Source organism: Streptomyces sp. NBC_01176 (assembly GCF_045039825.1).
Lineage (GTDB): Bacteria > Actinomycetota > Actinomycetes > Streptomycetales > Streptomycetaceae > Streptomyces.
Genome location: NZ_CP108601.1, coordinates 66,335 through 92,288 on the forward strand (window position 1 = coordinate 66,335; position 25,954 = coordinate 92,288).

Here is a 25,954-nt window from a genome sequence, read left to right on the forward strand (position 1 = left end):
CATGAACCGCCCCACCCCGCCCCAGTGCAACCCGGACGAACTCGCCTGGCGGAAGGCCTCGGCCAGTAGCGAGAACGGTGCGTGCGTGGAGGTCGCACGGGCTCTCAAAGGCTGGGTGGCCGTGCGGGACTCCAAAGACCCCGGCCTCGGGCCGACCATGGTCACTGGCCCTGCGTGGGCCTCATTCATCGCGACTGTGGCCACTGGCGAACTCTGATCAGTCGCGCTCGAGCCGAGCACAGGAAAAGGGGCTGCCCCAACGGTCAGCCCCTTTTGTATCTGCGGCCTCGATGGACCGAGCGCCGAGCCGGTCCTCTCGGATCTGAGCGTAGTGGCTCTGCACGGATGGTTGACCAGGTACCGGTAGTTCGTTAAATCCGGAGGTAGAGGTCAATGCCGAGTCCGGTGGTGACCGCGTCGACCAGGGCCTGGAGCTCGGAGGGTGGGTCCGTGTCAGTCCAGGCTCGCCACCATCGGGTGAGGGTGATGGCTAGGGTGAGCCAGGACCGGATGGCGCGTAAGGCCTTGGGCCAGCAGGGCGGTTGGTGCTGGTGGGGTATGGCTGGGCCCCCTCTCTGTCCCCTGGTTGGGGCAGGGGTCCGGCGCGGTGGCATCCAGGGGTCCGGGTGGGGCGAACCACTGGTCCCAGCAGAAGGAGAAGGCGCAGTTGACCAGGGTCTGGTGTCGGCGGATGGCGCGGTCGGATCGGACTTGGAAGTCGGCCCAGCCGAGTTCGTCCTTGATCTGTTTGTAGCTCTGCTCGATCCACGGCCGCAGTCCGTAGAGGCGGGCGACCTCGGCGAGGTCGGCCGGCGGGTGCGGGCTGGTGGTGGCGTGGGGTGCGTCGGGGTGGGGCAGGTTGGTGGCCAGGTACCAGGTGGCCTTCGGTGGCAGAGTGGCCGGGTCGGTGGTGGCCACGATCAGGCGGCAGGGTGAGTCGGGGCCGTAGCCGCCCAGGCGGGCATCGGCGGCCCACCAGGTTTCGGTGTGCCCGTCGCGGAAGTGACGCTCCACGGGCGTCCAGTCGCCGGGACGCTTGGCATCCTTCCAGGTCAGGGCATGGGCGGCTTCGATAGGGGTGTGCGGCTGGTGGGCCGGGGCCCAGGTCCCGCGGTGCGGCTTGAGCGCGACCACGTAGGCCAGGCCGGCCTCACGCAGCGCGAGGTACCAGTCGTCACTGACGGAGTAGGCGCAGTCGGCGACCACCGCCCGGCAGCCGAAGCCCGCCTCCTTCCCGCGGGCCGCGAGGGCTGCGGCCAGCTGCGGTTTCGTGCGGAAGGCCGGATCGGACCGGCCGCGGGCGAAGAGATGCGCGGGGGTGTAGGGAGTCGCGTGCAGCGGGTAGTACACGCGGCCGTCGGTCCACACCGTGGTCACCGTGACGATGCCGTTGTCCGTCTTGCCCAGCCGGCCCAGCCACTGCCGGCCGACGTGTGCGGTGGCTGTGCCGTCCTTGCGGTCACCGGAGTCGTCGATCACGATGACGCCGTCGTCGTGCGGAGCCGTTGCCGGCTCCTCACACAGCAGCTCGAGCCGCCGGTCGTTGACCAGCTCGGCCTCCCAGGGCGACTCGGACAGGAAGAACTGCAGCCGCTGCACCCCCGGCACCCCCGCACCTGCCACCGGTTCCGCCCCTGCCAGGCAGGTGATCGTCTTGTTCCGCTCCCGCGGCGCCAGGAGCCCGGTCAGGTACTCGCGAAACCCTCGCCGCTGGGCCAGGCTGAAGAAGAGGTCGTCGAACCGGGCCGCGTACTCCTCCAACGGACCCGGCGCAGGCGGACACGGACGGCGAGCGGTCATCTTCAGTCCCAGCAAGGCAGTTGACTCCTACCACCGGCCTACGACCAACCCGACCTGCCGTCAACCCGTGCCACCACCGGATTTAACGAACTACCGGTACTGACCTCTTCGGGGTGTTGTCGGGTGGTGGGTGAGGCTGAAGCCGGTGCCGGCGAGGCACCCGTCGATGAGTTCGGGATGACGCTGGATGCGACGCAGTCCGCGGCGTAAGACGCGTTCGAGATGCGCGTCGTCCGTGAAGGCGACGTTGGCCAACGGACCGCGTCGCAGCAGTGACCACACGCCTTCCACCGGGTTCAGATCCGGTGCATAGGAGGGAAGTTGCACGATGGTGAGCCAGTCGTGTTCGGCAGCGTACTGCCGCATTCCGGCGGCCCGGTGGGTGTTGAGATTGTCCCAGATCAAGACGATCGGGGCGCCGAGTTGCAGGTGAGCACGCACGACCAGGTCGCGGTAGTCGCTCCAGGCGAAGCTCTTGCGCCCTGAACCGGGATGCTTGCGGTGACGATAGGGCCGGAAGATCAGACGCGATGTCTCGCCGGGCTTATAGCAGCACAGGGCCGCGATCGAGAAGCGGCGCCAAGAGCGTCCTCGCACCCGCACCACCGGCGTGTGCCCCCGCCGGCTCCAGGTGCGGGCGAGGGACGGTGTCATCGAGAACCCTGCCTCGTCCTCGAACACCACGTACGCCCCGAGCGCCGCCGCAGTCGTTCCACGTGCGGCCACACGTCCTTCTTCCACAACCCCACCGCGTCGTCCCCCCGCTCCACAGCCCGCCGGGCAGGCGACTGCCAGGACCAGCCGTGACGGTGCAGCAGCCGCCACACCGCCGCTGACGAGCAGTCCACCCCGAACTTCCACCAGATCAACGCCCGGATCCGTCCCAGCGTCCAGTGCTGGTCCTCCCAGCCATGCACGGCCGGCCCCCGCGCCAACTCCCGCTCCAGTTCGGCGAACTGCTCATCAGATACCTTCGGCACCTTCGCAGGCCCCGACGTCGCCAGAGCCTCCATACCGCCCGCCCGCCAGACGCGCCGCCACCGCTCCACCGACCGCGCACTGACCCGCAGATCCTTCGCGATCACCGCGTTCTTCTCGCCCCGCACGAACCGCTCACCAGCCTCGAAACGGACCCGCTCCCGAGCCTGCTGCCCCTCGGCGGTCAACCCGCCACCCTGCGCATACCGCATATCACCGGCCTACCGCAGGGATCACCACCCGTCACCCCCTCCGACAACACCTCGAAGAGGTCAGTAATCGGTTGAGCCGCGGAGTCTTCGCTGGCTACGCTTCCTGGCATGAATCCCGTGATCGACGTCCTGGCTCCTTCCGAGGTGGACTGCCTGGAGCGCCTGTGGGGGCAGCTCCTGGTCCACCACAGTCGGGAAGCGGCACACTTGGCGGCTCTCGGCGCGGTTCGTTCACCCGAGGACTCGTGGCGTCTGCGGCGGGGACAGTACCTCGAATGGCTGCAGGAGCCGCTCGCCGCGGTACTGGTTGCTCGGGACGGGAATCACCTGCTCGGCTATGCGGTCGTGCGCATCCTGGACGCCCCGGGGTCATGGCAGTGGGGGGACCAAGTCGGCGTGCTGGAAACTCTCGTGGTCGATGACGAGGCTCGCGGCGCCGGAGTCGGGCAGGCCCTTGTCAGGGCCGTGCGCGAACGTCTCGCCGAGTCGGGTGTCCAGGTCATGAAGATCTCCGTCATCGCGGGCAATGATGGCGCCCTGCGCTTCTACCAACGGGAAGGGGCCGTCGACTTCGTGAAGACGCTGGTCATGCCCGTCTCGGGGTGACGGCGCAGACCAGAGCAGTGCCCGCAACGATGATGTCGCTGTATCCGCCGGGGCAGAGCCCCGGCTGACCCCTCATGCGGCCTTGGCTGGGTATTGAGTCCACGTGCGGATGGGTGAGTCGAGGGCGAAGTTGGTCTTGGGTTCGGCGCGTGCGTTGCGCCAGCGGACATAGGCGGCGATGGCTGCGTTCTGCTCGGCGTGGGTGCGGTGGTCGGTGCCGTTGAGGGCGAAGTAGCGCAGGGCGGCGCACTCCGATTCGATCCAGTTCAGCCAGGATCCGTAGGTCGGCAGGAAGACCAGCTCCATGTCGTTGGCGGCGGCCCAGGTGCGGACCTCGGTGTGCTTGTGCGGGGAGAAGTTGTCCAGCACCAGGTACAGCTTCTCTCCGGGCCAGCGGGCGCGCAGGGTTTTGAGCAGGCCGAGGAACTCGCGCCACCGCTTGCGTTTGCGGATCCGGTAGTAGATCTTCCCGGTGGCCAGGTCGAGAGCGGCGAGCATGTGCATCACGCCGCCGTAGCGGTTGTAAGTGGCCCGCAGCCGACGGGGCCTGCCGGCCGGACGCCATGCTTTGCCCTTTCGGGGCATCAGGTTGAGGGGCCCGAACTCGTCGACACAGATCACCCGCCCGTCGGTCGGTGGGGTGTCGTACAGGGCCAGGACCTGGTGCATCTTGGCGATGAAGTCCGGATCGGTGGACGCCTTCCAGGTGGTCGTGGTCTGCCAGGAGACCTTGCCGTCGCGCAGGATGCGGCGCAGGGTCTCCCGGCTGATCGTCGCAACCACGTGCCGTTCGACCAGGTGGGCTGCGAGTTTGGCCAGGCTCCAGGCGGAGAAGGCGGCGATGTTCCAGTCGGCGGGGGACGTCCGGGCGATCAGTCGGATGTGCTCGCGCACCCGCTCACTGATCGTCTGGGGGCGTCCCCCGCTCCATTTTGGGTCCAGCGCGTCGAACCCCCGCTCGTTGAAGGCGTGGATGACGTCGCGGACGTAGTCCTCGCTGACCTGCATCAGCGAGGTGATGTCCTTGGTCGTCTGGCCCTGGGCGGACATCAGCACCACGATCGCCCGCCGCAGCCGGACCGGGTCCTTCGCGGTTCGGCTGATCCGCTGCAGCCGACGCCCCTCGTCCATGCTGACCCGCCGGACGAAAACACTCGGTCGACGTCCCACGACCACCTCCAAGATCGAGTCCTGGAGACAGTCTGCTGACCACCGGGCAGCACGTCGATTACCTGGTCAACGATGCGAGTCGAGCCACTAGTCAACGACCGGACCCGCTAGACCAACCGGCTGCGAGCCCAACTTCTGGAGCCCTTCCCCGCGTTGGAGCGGGAACTGAACTTGAGCAAGAAGGGCCGGTCGTCCTGCTGACCGGCTACCAGACGCCGGCCGCGATCCGCGGCAGCGGGACCAACCGGATCGAAACCTGGCTGAAGAACCGCCGGGTCTTCGAGCCGGGTGGCCGTCTTGGACCGGCCGTGACGGTTTTGGTGCGCGGGCCGGGCAGGCCAGGTTCGGGCGGAGTTGATCTGCAGTACGGAGAGGAGCCTTTCGGAGCAGTGTCCCGTGACACCACCACCCCGAAAGGCCGGCCGTGGGGAGGCGACGCGGGTCAGTGGTGCAGGAGCCAGGTGGCCAATGCCTCGGTGGCGCCGGCGACAACGGCCAGGATGAGGCCGCGCAGGAATCCGATCAGGATGCGCTTGATGCGGGTGCGGGAAGAGGGCGGGGCGGCGGCCATGGCGATCTCCTGGTGAGACGTGCCGGATGCGTGGTGCAGCCGGGCGGTGGCGCCATGGGGCAGGTTCCGGGGGGTTTCCGGCGAAGTAGCCGCCGTGCGGCCGGATGTTAATTAGCCTGGTCGGCTTAGGGCATCGCGGCTATTCCAGAGGGTCTGGTGCCCGGAAGTCACGGGCAACGGGGGAACTGATGGGGGAGCAGATAGACCGGTTCCGGGCCGAGTTGGTCGCGGTGTACGACGCGGCGGGGCGTCCGAAGCTGCATCGATTGGTCCGCCTCGGCCAGGAGCAGCGCCCGCCGCTAAAGGTCGCCGATTCGACCATTAGCGGCTGGCTGACCGGACCCACCGTGCCAGGCAAGGCCCATACCCGCTACTTCCTGGTCCTGGCCTCCTTTCTGCAGCACACGGCGGAGTTATCGGGAAGTGGGTACGCCGCGCGACCGGAGGCGTCGTGGCAGCAACTTCTGCTGCGCGCTCGCCAGGAGAGGAACGCCGCCCGGGGCGGGCGACCCCGCAGGAACGTCCCTTCGGCCGGGCTGCCCCCGGGGCCCGTGACGCTTCCGCCGGCCTCCGCCGGGTTCACCGGCCGCACGCGGGAGCTGGAACAGATAATGCGGTGGCTGGACCCCGAGTGCGAGCAGGCCGTCGACAAAGCGGCGGCAGTGGTGGTGTCGGCGGTGGCCGGTATGGGTGGGGTCGGCAAGACTGCACTGGCCGTTCACGCCGCCCACCAGGCCTGCGTACGAGGGTGGTTTCCCGGCGGGATCCTCTTCGCCGACCTGTACGGCTACAGCAACGATCCCGTCGGGGCGGGTAAGACTGCCGACCGGTTCCTGCGGGCGCTCGGAATGAAGGCCAAGGATCTGCCCGACACAGTTGGGGCGAAGTTCGACGCCTGGCGCCTGATACTCAACCAACTGGCCGCACAGGGTCGGCCGCTCCTAACGGTCCTGGACAACGTCCGCGCCCCCTAGCAGATCACCGCGCTGCTTCCGGGCCCACCGCACCGGGTCCTGGTCACCACACGCCACACCCTTTCTGTCCTTCCCGCCCACCGCATCGACCTTGACCCGCTCACCGCCCGCGACGCCCTCGATCTCCTTGACCAGACACTGCGCGCCGGAGGCACGGGTGACAGGCGCGCCACCGACCAGCCGGCAGACGCGCTGCGGCTGGTGCAACTGTGCGGATACCTGCCGTTGGCGCTGCAGATCATTACCGCGTTGCTGCGGGACGAACGGAACCGGCCGCTGGCCGACCAAGCCGCGGAACTGGAGGACGAACGGGCTCGATTGGACGCGATGGAGTACGAGGGAAGCGACGAACAGGGCCGCCCACTGGCAGTGCGGGCATCGTTCGAGCTGTCCTACCGGCACCTGACCGGCCCACAGCAACGCGCCTTCCGGCTGTTGTCCGCAGCCCCCGGCCTGGACATCTCCACCACCTCGGCCGCTTCCCTGCTGGATCAAACCCCCGTCGAGGTCAGGCGCCTGCTGGCCAGCCTGGCCCGCGCCCACCTGCTGCACTCCACTACCAGAGCGGGCACACTCCCGGCAGGAGAGCACGACCGGTGGGCGATGCACGACCTCATCCGTCTCTTCGCCGACTACTTGGGCCACGCCCATGGCAGCGAGGACAGCCGGGACACCGCAGAGGTGCGCTTGCTCGACCACTACCTTGCTACCGCCCAAGCGGCCGACACGCACCTGATAGCCCGCCCGGAACAGCCCCTCTCCAACGTGTTCACCAGCCGTGACCAGGCTTTGGACTGGCTGGACACGGAGCGCATCAACCTGGTCGCCGCTGCCACTGCGCCGTCTGCGCTCAGCCACCCCGCTGGCACACTCCTCTCCTATGCCCTGGCCAAGTTCCTGAACGACCAGCGGCACTTCGAGGACTGCATCACCCTCACCGCCCAGGCCGCCGCCATCTTCCGGATGACCGGTTTCCAGCACGGCGAAGCCGGAGCGCTGAACCACCTGGGCCTGGCGCTCACCACAGCGCGGCGATTCGACGCGGCGATCGAGGTACTCACCCAGGCCGCCGTCATCCTCCGGGAGACCGGCCAGGGCACCGACGAAGCCGGAGCGCTGAACAACCTGGGGCTCGTGCTGGGTGAGGTGCGGCGGTTCGACGAGGCAGTTGCTACTCACGAGCAGGCTGCCACCATCTACCGGAATACCGAAGACCGTCACGGCGAAGCCGTAGCTCTGACCAACCGCGGTCTGGCTCTCCTCGGGCTGCGGCGGTTCGATGAGGCGATCGATGCGCACAAGAGTGCCGCCACGATCTTCCAGGAAACCGGCGACCGCTACCACGAAGCCGTGGCACTGAATGCCCTCGGATCAACTTTCCTCGAGTTGCGGCGGTTCGGTGAGGCGATCGATGCGCACAAGAGTGCCGCCACGATCTTCCAGGAAACCGGCGACCTTCACAGTGAAGGCAGGGTGCTGAACAACCTCGGGACTGTTCTACGTGAGGTGCGGCGGTTCGACGAGGCAATTGCTACTCACGACCAGGCCGCCACCATCTACCGGAATACCGAAGACCGTCACGGCGAAGCCGTAGCTCTGACCAACCGCGGTCTGGCTCTCTTCGAGTTGCGGCGGTTCGATGAGGCGATCGATGCGCACAAGAGTGCCGCCACGATCTTCCAGGAAACCGGCGACCTTCACAGTGAAGGCATGGTGCTGAACAACCTCGGGGCTGCCCTGTGCAGCACGGGCCGGCTCGACGAGGCGATTGCGTTGCACGACCAGGCCGCTGGCATCTTCCAGGAAACCGGCGACCACCACCGTGAAGGAACTGCGCTGTGCAACCGCGGAGTGGCACTCACCGAGTTGTGTCGGCCCGACGAGGCGATCGCGGCCTACGACAAGGCCATTGATATCTGCCGACAGACCGGCGACCGCCACGCCGAAGGCACCGTATTGATCAACTACGGACTGGCACTCACCACGGTGCTCCGGTTCGACGAGGCCATCGAGGCATACGACCGGGCCGTCGACATCTTCCGGGTGACCGGCGACCGTCGTGGTGAAGGCATGGCGCTGCACGATCAGGGACTTGTCCTGCAGGCAGCACGCCGCTTCGACGAGGCTATCAAGATTCTTCAGCAAGCCATCGACATCTTCCAGGAGACCGGTGAGCGACATATCGAAGGTACGGCGCTGAACACCCTCGGAGTTGTCCTGAGTACAGCACGCCGTTTCGACGAGGCGATCGACTCCCACGTCCGGGCTGCAGCCAACTTCCGCCAGATGAGCGGCTGCCGCTGCGAAGGCACGGCACTCAGCAACGCTGCCGTGGCTCATCGCGAGCGCCTGCGCCAAGCCCGAAACCTGTGACCACCGAGCTCAAGAAGTAGGCGGCAGCGGGCCTCTTGCGGATCAGATGCTGCTCTACTGCTATCCGGCGCCGCCGTATCCGCCTGGATCCGTGATCTCGATCCGTTCCTCGCCGTCGTGGAGGACGTCCACGCTTACGCACCATCCGCGTGATCACCGACCTCCAGGCCGTATCCGCTGACTTTAGGGGCGGCCAGGCAGAAGAAATCTTGCTGCGGTCGGTCACGTTCGGCGGCGTACGGCTCCTTGCGGTGAGTGAGCGGGCGGCAGCGGGTCGCCCTGATCTTCGAGGAGCCACAGATGGGTTCGTCGTATGTCGGGCCGGAGCGCAGCCGCCGGGATGCGGCGCTGGACGTCGTGGTGAATTGGTGCGGGTGGCTGGTCGCGGTGGTGTTCGTGCTGGGGTGCCTGCGCGGCTGGTGGTGGGGCGGTGACCTGCACAACCTGGACCACCTGCCGCTCATAGGGGAATCGGTGGCCAAAGCGGCTGTCGAGCGGCGAGGTTGGCCGATGGTGCCGCTGCTGGCCATGGCCTGCGGCGCGGTCCTTGTACGGCGGGTCTGGATTGTTCTGGCGGACGTGGCGCGCGGGGAAAAGTCGCATGCACGGCGCCGCCGCCCGGCCCGGTTCCCGGCAGCTAGGGGCTGCTGATGCTGGGCTTCTCCTCGCTGATAGACCGGATCGCCACGGCTCCGGGGAGTCTGGTCGGCTGGGCGCATGCGTACACCTGGTGGCTGGCCGCGGCCGCGGCCGGCGGCACCGGGGGGTGGGCGGCCGGCTGGGCATGGTGGCACGGCCGTGCCCGAACGGTCCTGCGCCGGCGGGCGGTTGTCGAGTTGGTTCCCTCGGCCGGATTCGACCCGTCGGAGGAGGCCATCGAGCGCCACGCGGCGCGGCTGGCCAGGGTTCCGGCCGCGGCTGGGTGGGTTCCCGCACGGGCGAGCGGGGTGCGGATCCGTCACCTGTGTGTGGACGGCAAGCTGGCCTGCCGTCTGGAAGGTCCGGCGCACGCGACGGCGTTGTTGAGGCTGCCAGCCTTCCCGGACGTCGACGTGATGGACGCCGTACCTGGTGACCACGGTGACATCCGCATCCGCTTCGAAGGCATTCCGCCGCTCGGCGAGCAGGCCCACGGAGACGACGAACCTGGGGCGGAGCCTGTGCCCGGCCCCGGGCGGGAAGGGGCGTAATGGGGCGGGTACGGCTGGAGAAGTCCGCGCCGTCGTTGGCAGACGACGCCGCAGTCGAGCAGGAGCCGGGGGGACGGTATGTAGCGCGGGCCGAGTTGGTGCTCTCGCGCGCGGACCATCGTCGGCTGCGGGCGGCGAGCCTGGATCCGGATCCGCTGCAGTTGATGGCCGCGGCGTGTGCGCACGTGGACGGTGCGCGGGGCGAGAGCGCCGAGCTGATCGTGGACCTGGTGCCGGTGTCGGGGCGCAGGGTGGCGCGGTGGCGTCGGCGGTTGATGCGGCGTGCGCAGCAGCGTGGCCCGTCCGCGTACGGCGAGCAGATCGGCCCCTCGGGCAGCGGCAGCCGAGGTGGGGCCTGGGGGGCGTCGGTCTGGGAGGCACTCAACGGCCAGAATGGCAGGTCGAGTTCTGGCGGACGCTCTGCGGCGCGAACGGTGCGGCAGACGGACTTGGCGGACGGCGTCGGCAAGTTCCTTCCGGGCTCGGACACGCAGGTGTTCGCGGTGCAGGTCCTGGTGCGGGTGAGTGCGGCGCGTCCGGCCGACGCTCAGGCCCGGCTGCACCAGGTGATGGCGGTGCTGGACGCGTGGAGCGGGGAGAACTGGTGGCGGCCGGTCGGACCGCGGCGCACCGGCTGGCGCCCGTACAGCAATGTCTGGTGGCGGCGCCGCAGCTTCGACCGGCGGTACGCGTCCGGAGAGTTCGCCCCGTCACGCCGACAGTGGGTGACCTCCAGGGAGATCGCTGCTCTGCTCAAGCCCGCCACGGTGCACTGCCCGGCCGCCAACGTGGTCCGTACCGGCGGTGTGGTGCCGCCCGCCCCGACCAAGCTGCCGGAATGGAAGGGACAGCCCGGTGTAGTGCCGCTAGGCCGGGTCGTCGGCGCGGACGGGAAGTCCCGGCTCGCCGCCGTACCGCAGGCCGACGTGTTGTTCGGGGCGAGCTTCGGCAAATCCGGCTTCGGCAAGAGCGAGCTCGCCCTGCTCCAGGCCCTCACCCTCGCGTACAGCGGGTTCGGGATCTGGTTCCTGGATCCGCACGGCGCCGCGGTCGCGCGGGCGCTGCCGTATCTGACGCACCCGGCGGTCGCCGACCGGGTGTGGGTGATCGACCTGAGCGCGAAGGACCCGAACGCGCCGGTCGCGTCGTGGAATCCGCTGAGCATGGAGGGCCGGGACGCCTCCCAGATCCAGGATGTGATCGGCGCCGTGGTGGGCGGGCTCGCCTCCGCGCAGGGCTGGGGTGACCGGGCACCGCGCGCCAGGGCGATCCTCTCGCACGCCGTGCAGGTTCTCACCCATCTCGCCCTGCACGTGTACGAACGGGGCCGTCCCGACCTGCAGCCCACCTTGTTCTCCATTCCACGGCTGCTGACGGACGAGGAGTGGCGGATGGGAGTACTGGAGCTTCTGCCACCGCGGCTGCGGAGGTTTTGGCACACCACCTTCCCCCGGTACGCGGGCGAGGCCGTGCCGGTGGTCACGCAGACCCTGGAGCAGCTGGAGACCTCCGACAGCCTGCGCGCGTTCCTCGGTCAGCCCCGCTCCAGTTACGACGTGCGGCGGGCGATGGACGATTCGAAGATCGTGTTGCTGAGGTGTTCAGGAACCGGCGGCGGCGACCAGGTCATCTCCTCTCTGCTGCTGTTCGATCTGTTCCTGGCCGGCCTGTCCCGCGAGGGCATCGACCCGGCCGAGCTGGCGACCATGTTCGCGTTCGCCGACGAGCTGCGGGCGATCGACGGGGCCTCACGCGGCTACGTCGCGGCGATCCTGGAGCAGCTGCGCAAGTACGAGACGCGGCTTATGGGAATGACCCAGATGGCCATGCGGCTGTCGGAGGAGACCCGGCTCGCGCTGATGCAGAACCAGTCCCTGCTGAGCGCGGCTGCGGCCGACAGCGACGAGGCGAACTACATCGCCCGGCGCATGCCCGGCATCGACGGCCCCACCATCGAAGGCCAGCCGAAGTGGCGGTACGTCATGTCGACGATGCTGCACGGCGAGCGCACCACCCCCTTCCGCGTTCACGGCGTACCGATCCACCAGGTGCTCGCCGACTACCACCACCCCGAGCGGGTGCCCGGCCTCCAGACGACGATCGACGCCACCCTGGGGCGCCGCCCGGTCGGCGAGATCCTCACCGCTCTCGACGGCGCCGACGACGGCAGCACCTGCGGCTTGGACGACGAGCTCCTGGCCTTTGTCCAACAGCACTCCCCCACACCGCCACGCCGTACAGGCCGCCCCGCGCAGTCGGGCGAGACCGGCGGCTGGACCGCAACCGGAAAGAGTGAGGTCGCGTAACACAATGTCCAGCACCCTGGCGATCGCACGCATGCCGCGGGCCGGCCTTCCGCGCGTGGCCCAGCAGGCCCTGCCGCTGCTCTACCAACACAGGCTGATGGCCACGAGCCAGCTCCACCAGCTGCTCACCCCTCACACCCGCCGCCCCGTCTACCTGCTGCGTCAGCTCGGTCTGCTGCGCACGCTCCAGCTCGTCGATGCAACGTCGCACCGCAATGGCCGCATGGGGCGAGGCGAGCAGCTGTGGTACATCACCCCGCGTGGCGCCGAAGTCGTCGAACGGGCCGGTGAAGTGACGGCTCGGGCGTATCGGATGAGTCCTGAGGCGGCGGTCTCCCAGCTCCAAGATCACACCCTCGCTGTGGTCGACACGGGCGTGGCCTTCACGCGGTGGGCTCGCGTGCTCGGCGACGAGTGCGGCCCCCTCGACTGGGAGCCCGAGCTTGCCCACCGCGTCCGCGACGGCGCGGGTGACGACGCCTTCCTCATCTCGGACGCCGTCCTGCGCTATACCCGCACCACCGAGGACGATCGGCGTCAGCTGCTGACGTACTTCGTGGAGGTCGACCGGGCCACCATGCACGTCAGCCGGCTCGGCAAGAAACTCACCGCTTACGCCCGCTACGCCTCCTACGTTCCCCAGTCTCTGCCCGGCCGACCTGCCAGATCCGGGACCGGGCGGGAGGCCTGGCGGGACCGGTACCCTGCGTTCCCCCGCCTGCTCATCGTGTTCGCCGGCGTCGCTCAGCGAGCCCTGCAGGGCCGCGTCAGCGATCTGCGCGCGCTCGCAGACGCCGACTCTCGGCTGCGCCGTACGACCGGGCTCGCCGCAGGGGTGACCACACTCGAACTCCTGCGGGCGCACGGGCCGTGGGCTCCCATCGTCACGCCGATCCTGGGCGAGCCCGTACCCACTGACGTACTCCTTCAGTCCAGCAGGGGATCCGCCAAATGACGGCCTCAGCGCTTCGGCTCTCGACCCTCGTGAGGCTGCAATCCGCGACAGCTGGCGCCGGACCGCCACGGCCTTCTGATGCAATGTCGAGACTGGGAAGTCGCGTGTGCATAGAGATACTTATCGACTTCGGTATTGGCTTGTGACCGGATACGTACCGAGTTGTGAATGGGAACTTCCTTTTATGGCTGGGATGTTGGCAGGCATATGCGTAGCCTCATGACTACAGAAGCGAATCACCGCAGCTCGAACGCGCTGCTCACGGGGGTGGTTGGACCTGGCGCACCTCCGTCAGCGGCTCACTCGAAGCACGCCGCACGGGGAGGAAAAGTGGCAGGCGCCGCACGACCGACTGTTCATTCCGTAGTTCGCTTCCGGAATCGCCACCGGACCGCGGCACTACTGCTGGCGCTGTCAGCGCTCACAGCCACGGCTAGCTGTTCCTCAGGGGGCGACTCGGCCGGCCCAACGAAGTCCTCCAGCCCGTCGCCCACGAAGTCAGCCGATCCCGATGCGGCACAGAAAGCGAAGGTCCTTGAGGCGTACCGCGGCATGGTCGCGGCCGAATCGCGTACGTATAAGAACGCCAAGCTGGACCCAGACGTAGAGAAGTACGCAGGGAACAAGGTCCTGGCCGACATCAAGGCCACGCTTTTCTACTACCAGCAGCAGGGCGTCGTAATGCAGGGTGAGATGACCCATGACCCGAAGATCACGGGAATCGACACCACGGCCAAGCCTATGAAAGCCACGCTCACCGACTGCGTGGATTCCAGCAAGTACGACAAAACGGACGCGAAGACCGGCAAGGTCATCCCGGTCAAGGCTTCAGGTCCGCGTCGCCACGTCAATAACGCGACCGCGATTTACACCGGCGGGCAGTGGGTCATCTGGACCGCGGACATCGACCGGGAGCGGACATGCTGACCGCTCGCGGTCCCGCTGCGGCCGTCGTCCTGGCCGTTGTGCTTGCTGGCACGTCAGCCAACTCTGCGCTGGCCAAGGGCGGCCCGGGCGGCGGAGTGGTGTGCCCACCCCGAGAGCAGGACTGCGATGTCACTGCCCAGGACCCCGGCCAGTCAGGCGACAACAAGCCGGGCGACTCCGGCAAGCCCGGGAGCGGAGGAGGCGGTGGGAAACAGGTCTGCGCAATCGACGGCAAGACCGTCCCGTGCTCCACTCCGGAGCTCGGTACGTTCAACTCGGCCGATGCCTGCTACTGGATGGTGAAGGATCCGCAGCCCGACGCCGAGACGGCGCGGCTGGCGACCGGCGTTCCCGACGACTGGAAGCCCGGTGACAAAGGCAAGTTCTATAATGTCACGTGCCCCGGCGAGCCGTTGAAGGGCGGTCTGACGTACTCGGCGACCGGTCCCAACGCGGCCGCAGTGGACCCTGCGCAGTTGGCGCAGGAGGCCGTCGAGAAGATGACTCTGTTGGGCCCGGAGATCGGCATAACCCCCAAACCGGGTGGCAAAGGCGTTGTCGGCATGCCGGTCTACCTATGGGACACGAAGTCAGCGGAGACGTACGGCCCACAGAGCAAGAGCGCCTCTGCGGGCGCTGTCACCGTCACCGCAACCGCCCACGTCACGAAGATCGTGTGGACGATGGGCGACGGCAACACCGTCACCTGCACCACCGCCGGAACCCCGTACAAGGCGGCATACGGAAAACAGCCCTCCCCGGACTGCGGCCACCGCTACGAACAGCCGTCCTCCACCCAGTCCTCGGGCAAGTACCACGTCACCGCGACTTCCACCTGGACGATCGACTGGCAGGGCGGCGGGCAGACCGGCCAGCTCACCGAGATCCGTAACAACGCCGCGGACATCACGGTGGCCGAGGTCCAGGTCCTCAACAACTGACTGGCCACGCGTCCCTCGAACCCCTGGAAGGCCCCACCGTCATGGAAACCCCCGCCGCGCCGACAGTGCCACGTCCGCAAGGCACGGCAGCCCGCCCCGAGATCCCGATCACCACGACCCCACCGGTCAAGCGGGAGCGCCGTTGGTCGGTAGCCGCCCTGTGCATTGTGCTTGCGGCAGTCGCAGCGCTGGGCGCGGCGGCGGCCGTCAACTCGGCGAGTGACCGTACGAAGGTGCTGGCCGTCGCCCGTGACGTGCCAGCCGGACAGGCCCTGACAGCGGCGGATGTGACCGTGGCCGAGGTCTCCACTGACTCCGCCCTGTCCCCGTTGCAGGCATCCGACAAGGCCTCCGTGCTCGGCAAGCGGACGGCCGTCGACCTGCGCAAGGGCGGACTGCTTCTCGCCTCGCAGCTTGCAGCGGGCACCGGTCTGGGTGACACCAGGCAGCAGGTGGGCGTACTGGTCAAACGCGGCCAGGCCCCGGCCGGAACCCTGGCCCCTGGCGACAAGGTCCTCGCCGTCACCACTCCGGCTCAGGGCGATAACACCAGCACGAAGGACGACGCGGCAACTCCGTCCTCGATCAATGCGGTTGTCGTGTCGCTGTCCCGTCCGGACGCCACCGGGTCCGTCGTCGTGAACCTTGCCGTCGCCACCACCGACGGCCCCGTCCTGGCCACCCGCGCCTCCCAGGGGCGCATCGCGCTGGTCCGCGAACCGCGGAGTAACTGACATGCCCGTCACCTGCATCGTCTCCGCGAAGTCGTGCGGCGTCACCACCGCGGCGCTCGCCCTCACCCTGGCCTCCACCCGCTCGTCCCTGCTCGCCGAGTGCGATCCGGCCGGCGGCACCATCCGCGCCGGGCTCCTACACGGCCAAGTCAGCGCCGGATACGGCCTGTATCACCTGGCGGCCGCCGACCGCGTCGGACCGGTCGAACTAGCCAACGCGTTCGCCTCGCACTTGTGGCCGCTGGACGGCACCACCGGCCACCGCAAGGTGCTGCCCGGGCTGACCGATCCGGCCCAGGCCGCCGCCCTGAGCCGGACCTGGCCCGCCCTCGCCGACGTCCTGCACGTCATGGCCGAATCCGCCGGCCATGACGTGTTCATCGACGCCGGGCGCCTGGCCCTGGAATCCGGTCACCTGCACCCCACCCTCACCCCGGCGCCACTCCTGCACAGAGCCGACCTGGTCCTGCTCGCCGTCCGCGGCACCGAGCAGGGCCTCACGCTGGCGCGCCACCTGATGCGTCCACTGCGCGCCGAACTCGAGGAGCACGGCTCGGGATCCGACGCGCTTGGCCTGCTCCTCATCGAGGACGGCCCGTTCCGCTCGCATCAGGTCGCCGAGGCCCTGGAGGCGCCGGTGCTGGCTTCGCTGCCGTGGGACGTGGAGACCGCCGCTTACCTCACCGCCGGCGGGAAGCCGCCGCGCGGGTTCGCCCGCAGCCCGCTTCTGCGCTACGCCCGCACCGCCACCGAGCAGTTCGAGGCGCTCGCCGCACGCCGTCAGATTCAGCAGCACTACCCCAGCGCACCGGCCCACCCGCAGCTCGCGGGCCTCCTGGACCGGCTGGCCCAGCGAGGAGGTAGCCGTGGCTGACACCCACCTGCGGGCCGGCGTCAACGGACAGATCCCCCCGCCGATGGGCCGCGACGACATCGCCCATCTGCTCACCGGGAAGCTCGGCGAGCGGCAGTCGGCCCCGCCTGCCGCCCCGCCGGCGGTCGCGCCCCCGGTGGTGCCCGGCGGCGCTGTCAGTCCGACGGCCGTTCCCCGGCTGGCCGGACTGCCGACGGAACTCCTGCCGGTCGGCTGGGAGGTCATCGAAGCCCTGCAGGCCGATGTGTCCGCCGAGTTGAGCAAGAAGGACCCCGAGCGCACCATGGCCGAGCCGGACCGGCGTGCCCTGGCTCGCTCGCTCGCCAGCACCGCCGTTGCCGACTGGGCCACCAAGTACGCACAGGGCAACACCCCGCTGACGCAGAACGAGGAAGGCCGTATCGCGACCGCGGTCTACGACGCGATGTTCCGCGGCGGACGCTTGCAGTCCCTCCTCGACGAGGAGGCTGTCGAGGATGTGATGGTCGACGGGCTGACCGCGTACGTGGAGTACTACGACCGGCCGCGTCGCACCATCGACAAGGTCGCCGACTCCCACGACGAGCTCATCACGTGGGTCAACCGGATGGCCCGCCAGTCCGGCCAGGGTGAGCGTGCCCTGACGCAGGCGACGCCGATGGTCGGCTTCCGGATGCCCGACGGCTCCCGCGTCACCGCGAGCCTGCTCACCAGCCGCCCCTCGGTCGTTATCCGCAAGCACCGCATCCGCCAGCACGGCATCGGCGAGCTCGTGCAGTGGCGGTCGATCAACCCGCTGCTGGAGCGGTTCCTCACGGCGTGCGTTCAGGCGCGGATGAACGTCCTCGTGGTCGGCGACATGGGCGCCGGCAAGACGAGCCTGCTGCGCGCCCTGGGCCGGGAAATCCCGCCCGCCGAACGGCTGGTGACCCTCGAATCCGACCGCGAGCTGTACCTGGACGAGCCCGGCCCGAAGCCCGGCCCGGTGACTTTCGCCTTCGAAGCGCGCCAGTCCAATGGTGAACGCAGCACGGGTGACCGGCTCGCCGGGGAGGTCAGCATCGCGGACATGTTCGCGACGGCGCTGCGCTACAACGCCACCCGCGTCATCGTCGGCGAGGTCCGCTCCACCGAGATCGTGCCCATGCTGCAGGCGATGTCCGCCGGCGGTTCCGGGTCGATGTGCACCATGCACGTGCGCCGTCCGCATGCCATCGTCTCCCGCCTGGTGCAGCTGTGCACCGAGGCCGGCATGGCCACCGAGGCCGCCCACCACCTCATCGCCTCCGCGATCGACGTCGTCGTCTACCTCACCTACCTCGACGAAACCGGCGTCGGCGGCCGAAAGCACCGCTTCGTCTCCCACATCTACGAGGTCCACGATGTCGTCGGCGAGGCCGGACGGCCCACCACCACCGAACTGTTCGCCCCGGGCGGTGGCGACCCGCGCGCGATCTACCAGAACATGCCGTCCTTCATCGACGAACTGGAGCGCACCGGCCTGATCGCCCGCTCGTGGCTGGCCGAGAACCCGCACGGTTGGTGGGGAGAGCCCCTGCAGACGGTGGGCCGACGATGACCGACCGCCACCCCGCCCCGTACCGGATCACGCCGCCCCGGAGGGACCAGTGACCACGTCTCAGCTCGCTCTGGTCGCGGCCTGCTGCGCCGTGCTGGCAGTCATCGCCGCGGTCGCCACCGCCCGCGAACTCCGCGGCCGCATCCCCGACCCCGTCAAACCGCCCTCCCGCATCGCCGCCCGGATGCGCCGCGCCAAGGCCGAACTGCCCGAGAGCTGGCAGCGTCGCTGGCGTCACCTGGTCATCACGGCCATCGTCGTCGCCCTGCTGGTGTGGGCGTATACGGGCTGGCCCGTGCATGGCCTGCTCGCCGGCGCTGCCGTCCTGGGCCTGCCTTTCGTGCTGCACCCTGGAGGCGCCGCGCAGGCCCGGATCGAACGCCTCGAAGCGCTCGCCCAGTGGCTCAACCACCTCGCCGGCGTGCACACTGCGGGTATCTCGCTGACCCAGACCGTGCGGGCCTCCGCGAAGAACGCACCCGGCCCGATCGCGGGCAACGTGCAACGGCTCGCTGACCGGTTGCGCACCGGCATGGACGCCCATCTGGCGTTCGCGATGGTCGCGGACGAGCTCGCCGACGGCGTCTCCGACCACGTGGTCCTCCTCTTCCAGAGCCACGCCGTCTACAAGGGTCCCGGCCTGGCCGACGCGCTCGAAGCGCTCGCGGTGACCATCCACCAGCAGGCCGCCGACGCCCGTGACGTCGAAGCCGACCGCGCCTCCGTCCGCAAGTCCTCCCGCCAGGTCTCGCTCGTCATCTGCATCGTGGTCATGGGCTGCATGCTGAACAACGCCTGGTCCGGCTGGTATGCCAGCCCGGTCGGGCAGGTCGCGCTGATTGTTCTGGGCGGCCTGTTCGCGTGGACGCTGTCGTGGCTGCGCCGCATCGCCCGCACGAAGCCCGACCCGCGCCTGCTCGACCCGCTGCCATCCCACCTGGCTGTCTTGGAAGGGGAGACCCGATGATCCCCATGAACGCGGTGCTGCCCGCGGCCGCGGCCGGCGTGATGATCGGCCTCGCCGTACGCGCCGCCCTGCCCACCAAGCCGGACCTGGCCAGCGTCCTGGACCGCCTCGACGCCGCCCACTTCACCAACGCGATGCCCGTCGCCGTGCCGCCCGGCGCGCGCGGCGTGCCGGAGCGGGTCGGCGCCCGGCTGCTCGACGAGTTCGGCGTCCGTGTCCGCCTGCCGATCAGCGACCTCAGACTGCTGCGGATCTCCCCGGCCGAACACCTGGGCAAGCGCGTCCTGTTCGCCCTGTACGGGCTGCTCGCCCCCCAGCTGCTGCAGGCGATGCTCGCCTTCGCCGGTACTCCGTTCCCGTTCGCCATTCCGGCCGGCGTCTCGCTCCTGCTCGGTGCGCTGTTCTGGTTCAGCCCCGGGCAGGACGTCAAGCGCGACGCGGCTGCCGCCCGCGTCATCGTGCGGCATGCCGCCGCCTCCTATCTCGAGCGTGTTGCGCTTGCCCGGGTCGCCAACAGCGGCGCCGGGCAGGCACTGACCCAGACCGCCGAAGTCGGCGACGGCTGGATCTTCCAGCGGATGCGCCAGGTCTTCGACCACGCCGAGCTCGCCGGCGTCACCCCGTGGGACGCCCTCAAGCAGCTCGGCGAGGAACTCGACATCCCCGAACTGACCCGGCCCGCCGACACCCTGGCCCTGGCCGGAGACGGCGCCGCCGTCTACACCACTCTGCAGTCCCAGGCCCGCCAGCTGCGCATCGCGCTGCTGTCCGACGCCAAAGCACAGGCCAACGAGGCGTCCGCGGCGATGGTCCTCCCGGTCACCCTCGCCGTGATCCTCATGCTGGCCTTCGTCATGATCCCGATCGTCAACACGATCCTCGCCAGCTGAGCTGAGCTGGCGACCGAAAGGAAACGGCCCCCATGGATATCCAGCTCCTCACCGTGTGGATCCGCGCTCGTGCCGAGCAGCTGCGCTCCGCCCGTGACAGAGGTGCCACCAGCACCGAACTCGCCGTCCTCGCCGGCGCGCTGCTCGTCGGCGCGGGCCTGCTCGTCGCGGCCATTCGCGCGAAACTCCTGGAGAAGATCGGCATCATCGACGGCGGCTGAGGACGGCCGCACGCAGATACGACACCGACGACGATCGAGGGGGAAACGGTGGGACGCCGATCACGGCACCTCGAGGCCATCCGCGCACGCATCCGCCGGGGGGACGACGGCGTGCTGGGCCTCGAACTGGCCGCCCTGGCCCTGGTGGTGCTGATGCTGGCCTTCACCACCATCCAGGTCGGCCTGTACTACCACGCCCGCAAGGTCGCCCAGTCCGCCGCACGGCAAGGCGTGGACGCCGGACGGGCGTTCGGCGCCGGCGAAGGCGACGGTCTCGCGCAGGCCCAGGAATACCTCGCCCGCCTCGGCGGCTCCGTCAAAGACGCCCAGGTCTCGGCAGACGGCAGCACCGCCCAGCAGATCCGCATCACCGTCACCGGCGACGTCGCCACCCTCGTCCCCGGCCTCACGCTGCACGTCACCCAGCACGCCGACGGACCGATCGAACGCTGGACCAACCCGTGACGCGCCCCCGCCTGCTCCGACTGCTGTGCCAGGACCGGGGCAGCTACGCGCTGGAGACCGCGGTTCTCGCCCCCGTCCTGATCCTCATCCTCGGCCTCATGATCGCCTTCGGCCGGGTCACCGACGCGAAGGGCGCGGTCGACGCCGCTGCCCACGCGGCCGCCCGCGCCGCCTCCCTCGAGCGCGACGCCGGCACCGCGCAGGCAGCAGCCCAGGAAGCGGTCACCCGCAGCCTCGACGGCGACGGCGTCACCTGCCAGACCTCGAGCGTGGCCATCGACACCTCCGGCTACGCCACCGACGTCGGCGAAGCCGCCACGGTCACCGCGACGATCTCGTGCACCGCGAATCTGTCCGACATCGGCGTGCCCGGCCTGCCCGGAGCCAAGACGATCACCGCGTCCTGGACCAGCCCGATCGACACCTACAGGGCCCGCTAATGATCTTGATCGCTGTGCTGAGGAGCCGTCTCGCCGCGCTGCGTGCACGCCGCGACGACGGCTCGATGTCCCTGTTCTTCGCCGTGACCACCGTGGGACTGCTGATGGTCATGGGCCTGCTCGTCGACGGCGGCGGGGCACTCAACGCCTCCAACCGCGCGGAATCCCTCGCCCAGGAGGCCGCCCGCACCGCCGGACAGCAACTCGACCCCGCCCAGGCGATCGAGGGCACCGCCATCACCATCGACCCGGACGCAGCCCAGGCCGCCGCCCAGGACTACCTCGCCGCCGCCGGCGTACAAGGCGACGTCCAGATCACCGACGACGGACAGACCATGACGGTCACCGTCCACGACACCTACAACACCTACTTCGCGCAGCTGATCGGCAAGGGAACCATCAACGTGACCGGCACCGCGACCGCACACCTGCAGACCCAGGCTGGAGGCTGAGCCCACCATGGCCTACCGAACCCCCGGACCCCTGCGCACCGTCGGCATCCTGGTGCGCGCGCTGCTCGGCCTCGCCCTCCTCGCCGCCCTGCTCGTCGGCACCCCATACGTGCTGCTGCTCGTCGGCACGCAGCCCACCGACCTGTCCGGCGGCATCGACGTCCTGCTCCGCCCGGACGACGGCACCCTCTTCTTCACCGCCATCACCTGCATCGGCTGGGTGGCCTGGGCCGCGTTCGCCCTGTCGGTCGTCCTGGAGATCGTCGCTGTGACGCGGCGCCGCTCCGCGCCGCGTCTGCGCGGCCTGAGCGGCCTGCAGTCCATGGCCTCGTTCCTCGTCGGCGGGATCGTGCTCCTTGCGCCGACCGCCGCCTCCGCGGCGACCTCGGCGCCCGCCCACGCGGTGACCGCCACCCAGACGGCCAGCACCAGCACCCCCAGCGCCACGTCCTCCACGTCCACGGCGACCGAGAACACCAACGGCCCGACCTACACCGTCAGCTCTTCCACCGAGCTGCCGTGGGACCTGGCGGAGAAGTACCTCGGCAGCGGGCAACGGTGGCAGGACATCGCCGCCCTCAACCCCGACATCCCGGGCCTCGCCGCAGGCGACCAGTACCTGCCCAAGGGCGCAGTCATCAAGCTGCCCGCCGACGCCCGCCCGGCCCAAGCCACATACACCACCAACGCCAACGCGGCGGCGTCGAAGACGACCGCATCGTCCGAGAGCAGCGGCCAAAACAACGGCCCCAAATACGTCGTCCAACCCGGTGACTACCTCTCGAAGATTGCTCAGAGGCAACTCGGTGACGCCGCCGAGTGGCCCGAGCTGTTCGAGGCAAACAAAGGCGAACAGCAGCCGCACGGGCACACCTTCAGCAATCCCGACCTGATCTTCCCCGGGCAAGAACTCACGCTGCCCGCCGACGCCAACGCGCCGTCCGACACGAATTCCTCCGCCGCGCACGACACCGCTCATCCCGGAGACAAACAGGACTCGACTCCGCACACGCCGGCGACCGAAGCGCCCCACGAGGGGGCACAGCAGGGCGGGAAGGCCCGAGAGGATCACGCCACCGCAACGCCGGGGCAAAGCTCCGAGGGCCGGGGGGAAACGTCACAGGCTCCGTCACACGGCGTCGAGACCGTCCCCAAGCCGTCGGCCTCGCACTCTCCCGATCACGCGACCACACCGTCGCAGCGGCCCGAGACACAGTCCCCCGAGACCGCCCAGCCGACCCCGTCCACATCCAGCTCTCCGTCCTCCACGACCACGAACTCCCCGGCCCCGACATCTACAGGAGAGGCCCAGCAGGGCGACAACAACGGAAGCCTGATCGCCGCGGTGGGCCTCGCGGCCTCTGGAGTGTTCGCGGCCGCCGTCCTGCTCACCTTGGGCACCCGGCGTCTCCTGCAGCGCCGGGGGCTGCGCCGCGGCAACCGGATCCCCATGCCGACCGGGCGGGCCGCCGCCACTGAGCTCGCGCTGCGCAGCGTCGACGCGAGCGTCGAACTGCAGCTGCTGGATGCCATGCTGCGCACCGCCGCCCTGAACCTGGCCGAGCAGGGTGGCGTCCTGCCGGAGGTGGTGGCGGTGCGGCTTGGCGAGCAGGGCATGCTGCTGTACCTGGCCGAGGAGACGGAGCCGGTGGTGCCGTTCACCACCGTCGACGGGATGGCGGCGGGCACTGTGTGGTGGTGCCCGTCCACCACCGATCAGCTCCTGGACGGCGAGGAGTTGCGGGAGATCGACCCGCCCTACCCTGGGCTGCTCGCCCTCGGCGCAGGCGACGACAACTCCATCGTCCTCGTCGACCTGGAACAGCTCGGGGCGATCCATCTGACCGGCGAGCGGCGCCAGCAGGTGCTGCGGATGGCCGCCATCGCGCTCGCTCTGTCGCCGCTGGGCGGGCAGATCGAACTCGCCGTGGCCGGCGAGGACACCGCGCCCGGCCTGACGATGCTCGACCAGCATCGCGTCACCCCGCACCCGGACCTCGCCCGGGCGCTGGACGCGTTCGCTGCGCACCAGGCGGAACAGCAGCGCACGCTGATCGAGTTCGGCCCGGACGGTCTGGCCGTGGCCCGTCTGGAGGAGGAAGTCGAGGAGCTGTGGCCGATGGTTCTGCTCGCCGACGTGGACGCCTGCCCGGACCCCGACGTCATCGGCCGCGGCTGGGAGCTGCTCGACGGTCAGCCGTACGCCGCGATGGCGATGCTCACCAGCAGCACCGACGTGCCCGGTGCGCCCGAGGACGTATGGGTGGTGGACACCGACGCCGCCTACGTGACGGTGCCCGGCACGGATGTGCAGTGCACGCTTTCGGGTTGCTCCGACGACGAGTACGCCGACGTCCTGGAGTTGGTGCTCACCGCTGATCTGCCCGTCCAGCCCGACGTGCCGTCCCCACCCGCCCCGGCGGCACCGGGCGCAGCGTCGGATGACGAGACCGGGTATGCGGCTGGGGTCGGCGGTGACGAGGGCGTGCTGCTGGTGAAATCGACGAGCGGCAGCGCCTCCCCGACCGCTCTCTCCTCCGGCCCAGTCGGACCGCTGGCCGCGGTCGCCGACCTGGAAGACGACGCGGAGGACGATGACGGCGCCGAGGAGACCGGCCCCGGTCCTGCAGTGTCCGCCGTCGCCTGGCTCACGGACGAGAACGCCACAGCCGGCCCACGGTCGGCGGGGAGCGCCAACGGCCTTGAGTCAGCAGGGGAGGCAGCAGCGACGGACGCCCCGGCCGACCATGGTCTACTCACTCCCCAGCCCTCCGAGTCGTCCGGGACAGTGGCCCCTGCCTCCCTGCCCCTCCCCCGGGTCAGCGTGCGCCTGCCTCAGTCAACCGACGACTCCGCGGTCCCGGCGGCTGCCCCATCCGCAGCCTCCGGTGGCCCGGTCGTGCGAGTTCTCGGCGCAGTCGGCCTCGACGGCGCGCACGGCGACATCCTCAGCAACCGGAAGACCACGGCGCTGGAACTCGCTGCGTGGTTGGTCCTGCATCCCGGGGCCAACGCCCACCAGCTCGACGAGGTCCTTGCGCCCCACGGTCGTATTTCCCGCGACACCCGTAACTCGCGGATCAGGGAGCTGCGCAAGTGGCTCGGCAACGACGCCGACGGCGTCCTGCACCTTCCGCACATCGCCACCCAGCCCGACAAGCTGTTCCGGCTCGCCGGCGTCGACTGTGACTGGCTCACCTTCCAGCAGCTGGTCGATGACCGCTCCGGCGACGACACAGTCCGCGAACTGCGCCTCAAGTCCGCCCTGGACCTAGTCGGCGGCCGGCCTTTCTCCGGGATCCCAGCCCGCCGCTACGTGTGGGCCGAGGACATCACCCAGGACATCATCAAAAAGATCGTGCATGCCGCCGACGAACTCGCCGAGCGACGCCTGCAGCACGGCGACGGACGCAGTGCCCTGTGGGCCGCCAACCGCGGCCTGCACGTCGCCCGCGAAGCCGAGCAGCTGTGGCGGCACCGGTTCCGCGCACACGCCCTGCTCGGCCAGGATGAGGAACTCGAGGACGCCATCCGCGCCCTGGAAGCCCTGCTGCTCGAACTCGGCTGCTCGATGGACGATGAGACCGACGAGGTCCTCCGCCTGCTGCAAGCCGCCCGACGCTGACCCCACTCCGGCGCCCGGGTGCCCAGCGCTGACCCGCCGCCCCAGGTTCACGGTCTCGCGTCCACCGGTTGGAGGGCCGGGATCGGTCATAGCCGATTGGTGTGAATCGGTCATGACCGATGACGGATAGGCCGGCCATCGGTCATGGACGTCAGCGCGCGGCCCGGATGTTCCTGCTCCCGCTGGATGGGCTTCGTGATTCCAACTGCCTGTCGGCTGAGCCTGATCACGACCGTCGGCCGGCTGCGCGCTGCCCTGGAAATTCCAACGGCAGGCATGCGCATGTCGCGGACGCTGGGCATCGGCTACCGGGAATTCCGACGGCGCCGACACTCGTGTCTCGATGGACTCGGCGTCATTCCAACTCGGCCAGGCCGCGATTCCAACTCGCCCTGCGTCCCTGCTCACGGAGAGCTGCAGCGCGGTCGTGCGCACGGCGTGGCGCTCGCTGTGCGAGCTCGACGGAGGCCTCGTCTCGCTTCACCGTGGGCGGTTCACTACGGTGCGAGTCGCTGACCCAATCGCTGACCCAGTTGGAAAAATGCAGGTCAGAAGGTTTTTCAAGACTGGAATGAAGGTCAGCATGCGGCCTTGCCTCACGGGTTGTGCTGCTGCGTTCCCGAGTTCGTTGAGTCTCAACGGCAGTGCTTCCGCAGACTGGATGGGGCAATCCGCGTGCAGGATCGGCGTCGCTGGACCGGGATGGTGACGGCCGTTCCAACCGG

Annotated in this window: 25 protein-coding genes and 1 pseudogene; 21 read left to right on the top strand and 5 right to left on the bottom strand. The window is 69.3% G+C overall.

The window, feature by feature from the left end; translation table 11 throughout:
• Window position 1: 1 nt before the first annotated feature.
• Window positions 2–217 (top strand): DUF397 domain-containing protein, encoded by a 216-nt coding sequence (locus OG199_RS43875; protein WP_331727783.1) that lies wholly within the window; start codon window positions 2–4, stop codon window positions 215–217.
• A gap of 236 nt (window positions 218–453) precedes the next feature.
• On the opposite strand, the gene OG199_RS43880 is transcribed toward OG199_RS43875, so the two are convergent.
• From OG199_RS43880 to OG199_RS43890, 3 genes are all read right to left on the bottom strand, one after another.
• Complete coding sequence (locus OG199_RS43880) at window positions 454–1,815, bottom strand: IS701 family transposase (RefSeq protein ID WP_331727785.1); 1,362 nt, start codon at window positions 1,813–1,815, stop codon at window positions 454–456.
• Between the two features lie 75 nt (window positions 1,816–1,890).
• On the bottom strand, window positions 1,891–2,454 hold the full coding sequence (locus OG199_RS43885) for a transposase (protein WP_331728561.1): 564 nt from the start codon (window positions 2,452–2,454) through the stop codon (window positions 1,891–1,893).
• On the bottom strand, window positions 2,451–2,990 hold the full coding sequence (locus OG199_RS43890) for a winged helix-turn-helix domain-containing protein (RefSeq protein WP_331727788.1): 540 nt from the start codon (window positions 2,988–2,990) through the stop codon (window positions 2,451–2,453). Before OG199_RS43890 ends, OG199_RS43885 begins: the two co-directional genes overlap by 4 nt.
• A gap of 108 nt (window positions 2,991–3,098) precedes the next feature.
• On the opposite strand from OG199_RS43890, the gene OG199_RS43895 reads away from it, so the two are divergent.
• The gene (locus OG199_RS43895) at window positions 3,099–3,596 is read left to right on the top strand and encodes a GNAT family N-acetyltransferase (protein ID WP_331727791.1); all 498 of its coding nucleotides are present in this window, start codon (window positions 3,099–3,101) and stop codon (window positions 3,594–3,596) included.
• Between the two features lie 72 nt (window positions 3,597–3,668).
• On the opposite strand, the gene OG199_RS43900 is transcribed toward OG199_RS43895, so the two are convergent.
• Complete coding sequence (locus tag OG199_RS43900; RefSeq protein ID WP_331728564.1) at window positions 3,669–4,727, bottom strand: IS630 family transposase; 1,059 nt, start codon at window positions 4,725–4,727, stop codon at window positions 3,669–3,671.
• A gap of 108 nt (window positions 4,728–4,835) precedes the next feature.
• Between OG199_RS43900 and OG199_RS43905 the strand changes: the two are divergent.
• A pseudogene (locus OG199_RS43905) lies at window positions 4,836–5,044 on the top strand (IS110 family transposase); the annotation flags it as partial.
• Between the two features lie 164 nt (window positions 5,045–5,208).
• Here OG199_RS43905 and OG199_RS43910 read toward each other — a convergent pair.
• Entirely contained in the window at window positions 5,209–5,337 is a 129-nt protein-coding gene (locus OG199_RS43910; protein WP_331728674.1) for a hypothetical protein, read from the bottom strand.
• A 188-nt stretch (window positions 5,338–5,525) separates the two neighbouring features.
• Between OG199_RS43910 and OG199_RS43915 the strand changes: the two genes are divergently transcribed.
• The 18 genes from OG199_RS43915 (at window position 5,526) to OG199_RS44000 (ending at window position 25,229) form a co-directional block, all read left to right on the top strand.
• Window positions 5,526–6,311, top strand: a complete 786-nt coding sequence (locus OG199_RS43915; RefSeq protein ID WP_331727794.1) for a hypothetical protein — start codon at window positions 5,526–5,528, stop codon at window positions 6,309–6,311.
• A gap of 225 nt (window positions 6,312–6,536) precedes the next feature.
• On the top strand, window positions 6,537–8,684 hold the full coding sequence (locus OG199_RS43920; RefSeq protein ID WP_405834906.1) for a tetratricopeptide repeat protein: 2,148 nt from the start codon (window positions 6,537–6,539) through the stop codon (window positions 8,682–8,684).
• Between the two features lie 300 nt (window positions 8,685–8,984).
• On the top strand, window positions 8,985–9,335 hold the full coding sequence (locus tag OG199_RS43925; protein WP_331727800.1) for a hypothetical protein: 351 nt from the start codon (window positions 8,985–8,987) through the stop codon (window positions 9,333–9,335).
• A complete protein-coding gene (locus OG199_RS43930) occupies window positions 9,335–9,874 on the top strand; it encodes a hypothetical protein (RefSeq protein ID WP_331727803.1) in 540 nt (179 codons plus the stop codon). The genes OG199_RS43925 and OG199_RS43930 overlap by 1 nt, the downstream gene beginning before the upstream one ends.
• Window positions 9,875–9,909: 35 nt before the next feature.
• Window positions 9,910–12,180: a hypothetical protein gene (locus OG199_RS43935; RefSeq protein WP_405834908.1), complete on the top strand. Its 2,271-nt coding sequence runs from the start codon at window positions 9,910–9,912 to the stop codon at window positions 12,178–12,180.
• A gap of 4 nt (window positions 12,181–12,184) precedes the next feature.
• Window positions 12,185–13,135, top strand: a complete 951-nt coding sequence (locus tag OG199_RS43940; protein WP_331727809.1) for a replication-relaxation family protein — start codon at window positions 12,185–12,187, stop codon at window positions 13,133–13,135.
• Between the two features lie 552 nt (window positions 13,136–13,687).
• The gene (locus OG199_RS43945) at window positions 13,688–14,062 is read left to right on the top strand and encodes a hypothetical protein (protein ID WP_331727812.1); all 375 of its coding nucleotides are present in this window, start codon (window positions 13,688–13,690) and stop codon (window positions 14,060–14,062) included.
• Window positions 14,056–15,003 (top strand): ATP/GTP-binding protein, encoded by a 948-nt coding sequence (locus OG199_RS43950; protein ID WP_331727815.1) that lies wholly within the window; start codon window positions 14,056–14,058, stop codon window positions 15,001–15,003. Before OG199_RS43945 ends, OG199_RS43950 begins: the two co-directional genes overlap by 7 nt.
• Window positions 15,004–15,170: 167 nt before the next feature.
• Window positions 15,171–15,737: an SAF domain-containing protein gene (locus tag OG199_RS43955; protein WP_405834910.1), complete on the top strand. Its 567-nt coding sequence runs from the start codon at window positions 15,171–15,173 to the stop codon at window positions 15,735–15,737.
• Between the two features lies 1 nt (window position 15,738).
• Complete coding sequence (locus OG199_RS43960; protein WP_331727821.1) at window positions 15,739–16,611, top strand: hypothetical protein; 873 nt, start codon at window positions 15,739–15,741, stop codon at window positions 16,609–16,611.
• The gene (locus OG199_RS43965) at window positions 16,604–18,169 is read left to right on the top strand and encodes a CpaF/VirB11 family protein (protein WP_331727824.1); all 1,566 of its coding nucleotides are present in this window, start codon (window positions 16,604–16,606) and stop codon (window positions 18,167–18,169) included. Before OG199_RS43960 ends, OG199_RS43965 begins: the two co-directional genes overlap by 8 nt.
• Window positions 18,170–18,218: 49 nt before the next feature.
• Window positions 18,219–19,136 (top strand): type II secretion system F family protein, encoded by a 918-nt coding sequence (locus OG199_RS43970; protein ID WP_331727827.1) that lies wholly within the window; start codon window positions 18,219–18,221, stop codon window positions 19,134–19,136.
• Window positions 19,133–20,026, top strand: a complete 894-nt coding sequence (locus tag OG199_RS43975; protein ID WP_331727830.1) for a type II secretion system F family protein — start codon at window positions 19,133–19,135, stop codon at window positions 20,024–20,026. Before OG199_RS43970 ends, OG199_RS43975 begins: the two co-directional genes overlap by 4 nt.
• A 32-nt stretch (window positions 20,027–20,058) precedes the next feature.
• Window positions 20,059–20,247, top strand: a complete 189-nt coding sequence (locus tag OG199_RS43980; RefSeq protein WP_331727833.1) for a hypothetical protein — start codon at window positions 20,059–20,061, stop codon at window positions 20,245–20,247.
• A gap of 48 nt (window positions 20,248–20,295) precedes the next feature.
• Window positions 20,296–20,712: a TadE/TadG family type IV pilus assembly protein gene (locus OG199_RS43985; RefSeq protein ID WP_331727836.1), complete on the top strand. Its 417-nt coding sequence runs from the start codon at window positions 20,296–20,298 to the stop codon at window positions 20,710–20,712.
• Window positions 20,709–21,152 carry a TadE/TadG family type IV pilus assembly protein gene (locus OG199_RS43990; RefSeq protein WP_331727838.1) on the top strand — a complete coding sequence of 148 codons (444 nt, stop codon included), beginning with the start codon at window positions 20,709–20,711 and terminating at the stop codon, window positions 21,150–21,152. Before OG199_RS43985 ends, OG199_RS43990 begins: the two co-directional genes overlap by 4 nt.
• Entirely contained in the window at window positions 21,152–21,604 is a 453-nt protein-coding gene (locus OG199_RS43995; protein ID WP_331727840.1) for a pilus assembly protein TadG-related protein, read from the top strand. The genes OG199_RS43990 and OG199_RS43995 overlap by 1 nt, the downstream gene beginning before the upstream one ends.
• A 7-nt stretch (window positions 21,605–21,611) precedes the next feature.
• Window positions 21,612–25,229 carry a LysM peptidoglycan-binding domain-containing protein gene (locus tag OG199_RS44000; protein WP_331727842.1) on the top strand — a complete coding sequence of 1,206 codons (3,618 nt, stop codon included), beginning with the start codon at window positions 21,612–21,614 and terminating at the stop codon, window positions 25,227–25,229.
• Window positions 25,230–25,954: the final 725 nt, after the last annotated feature.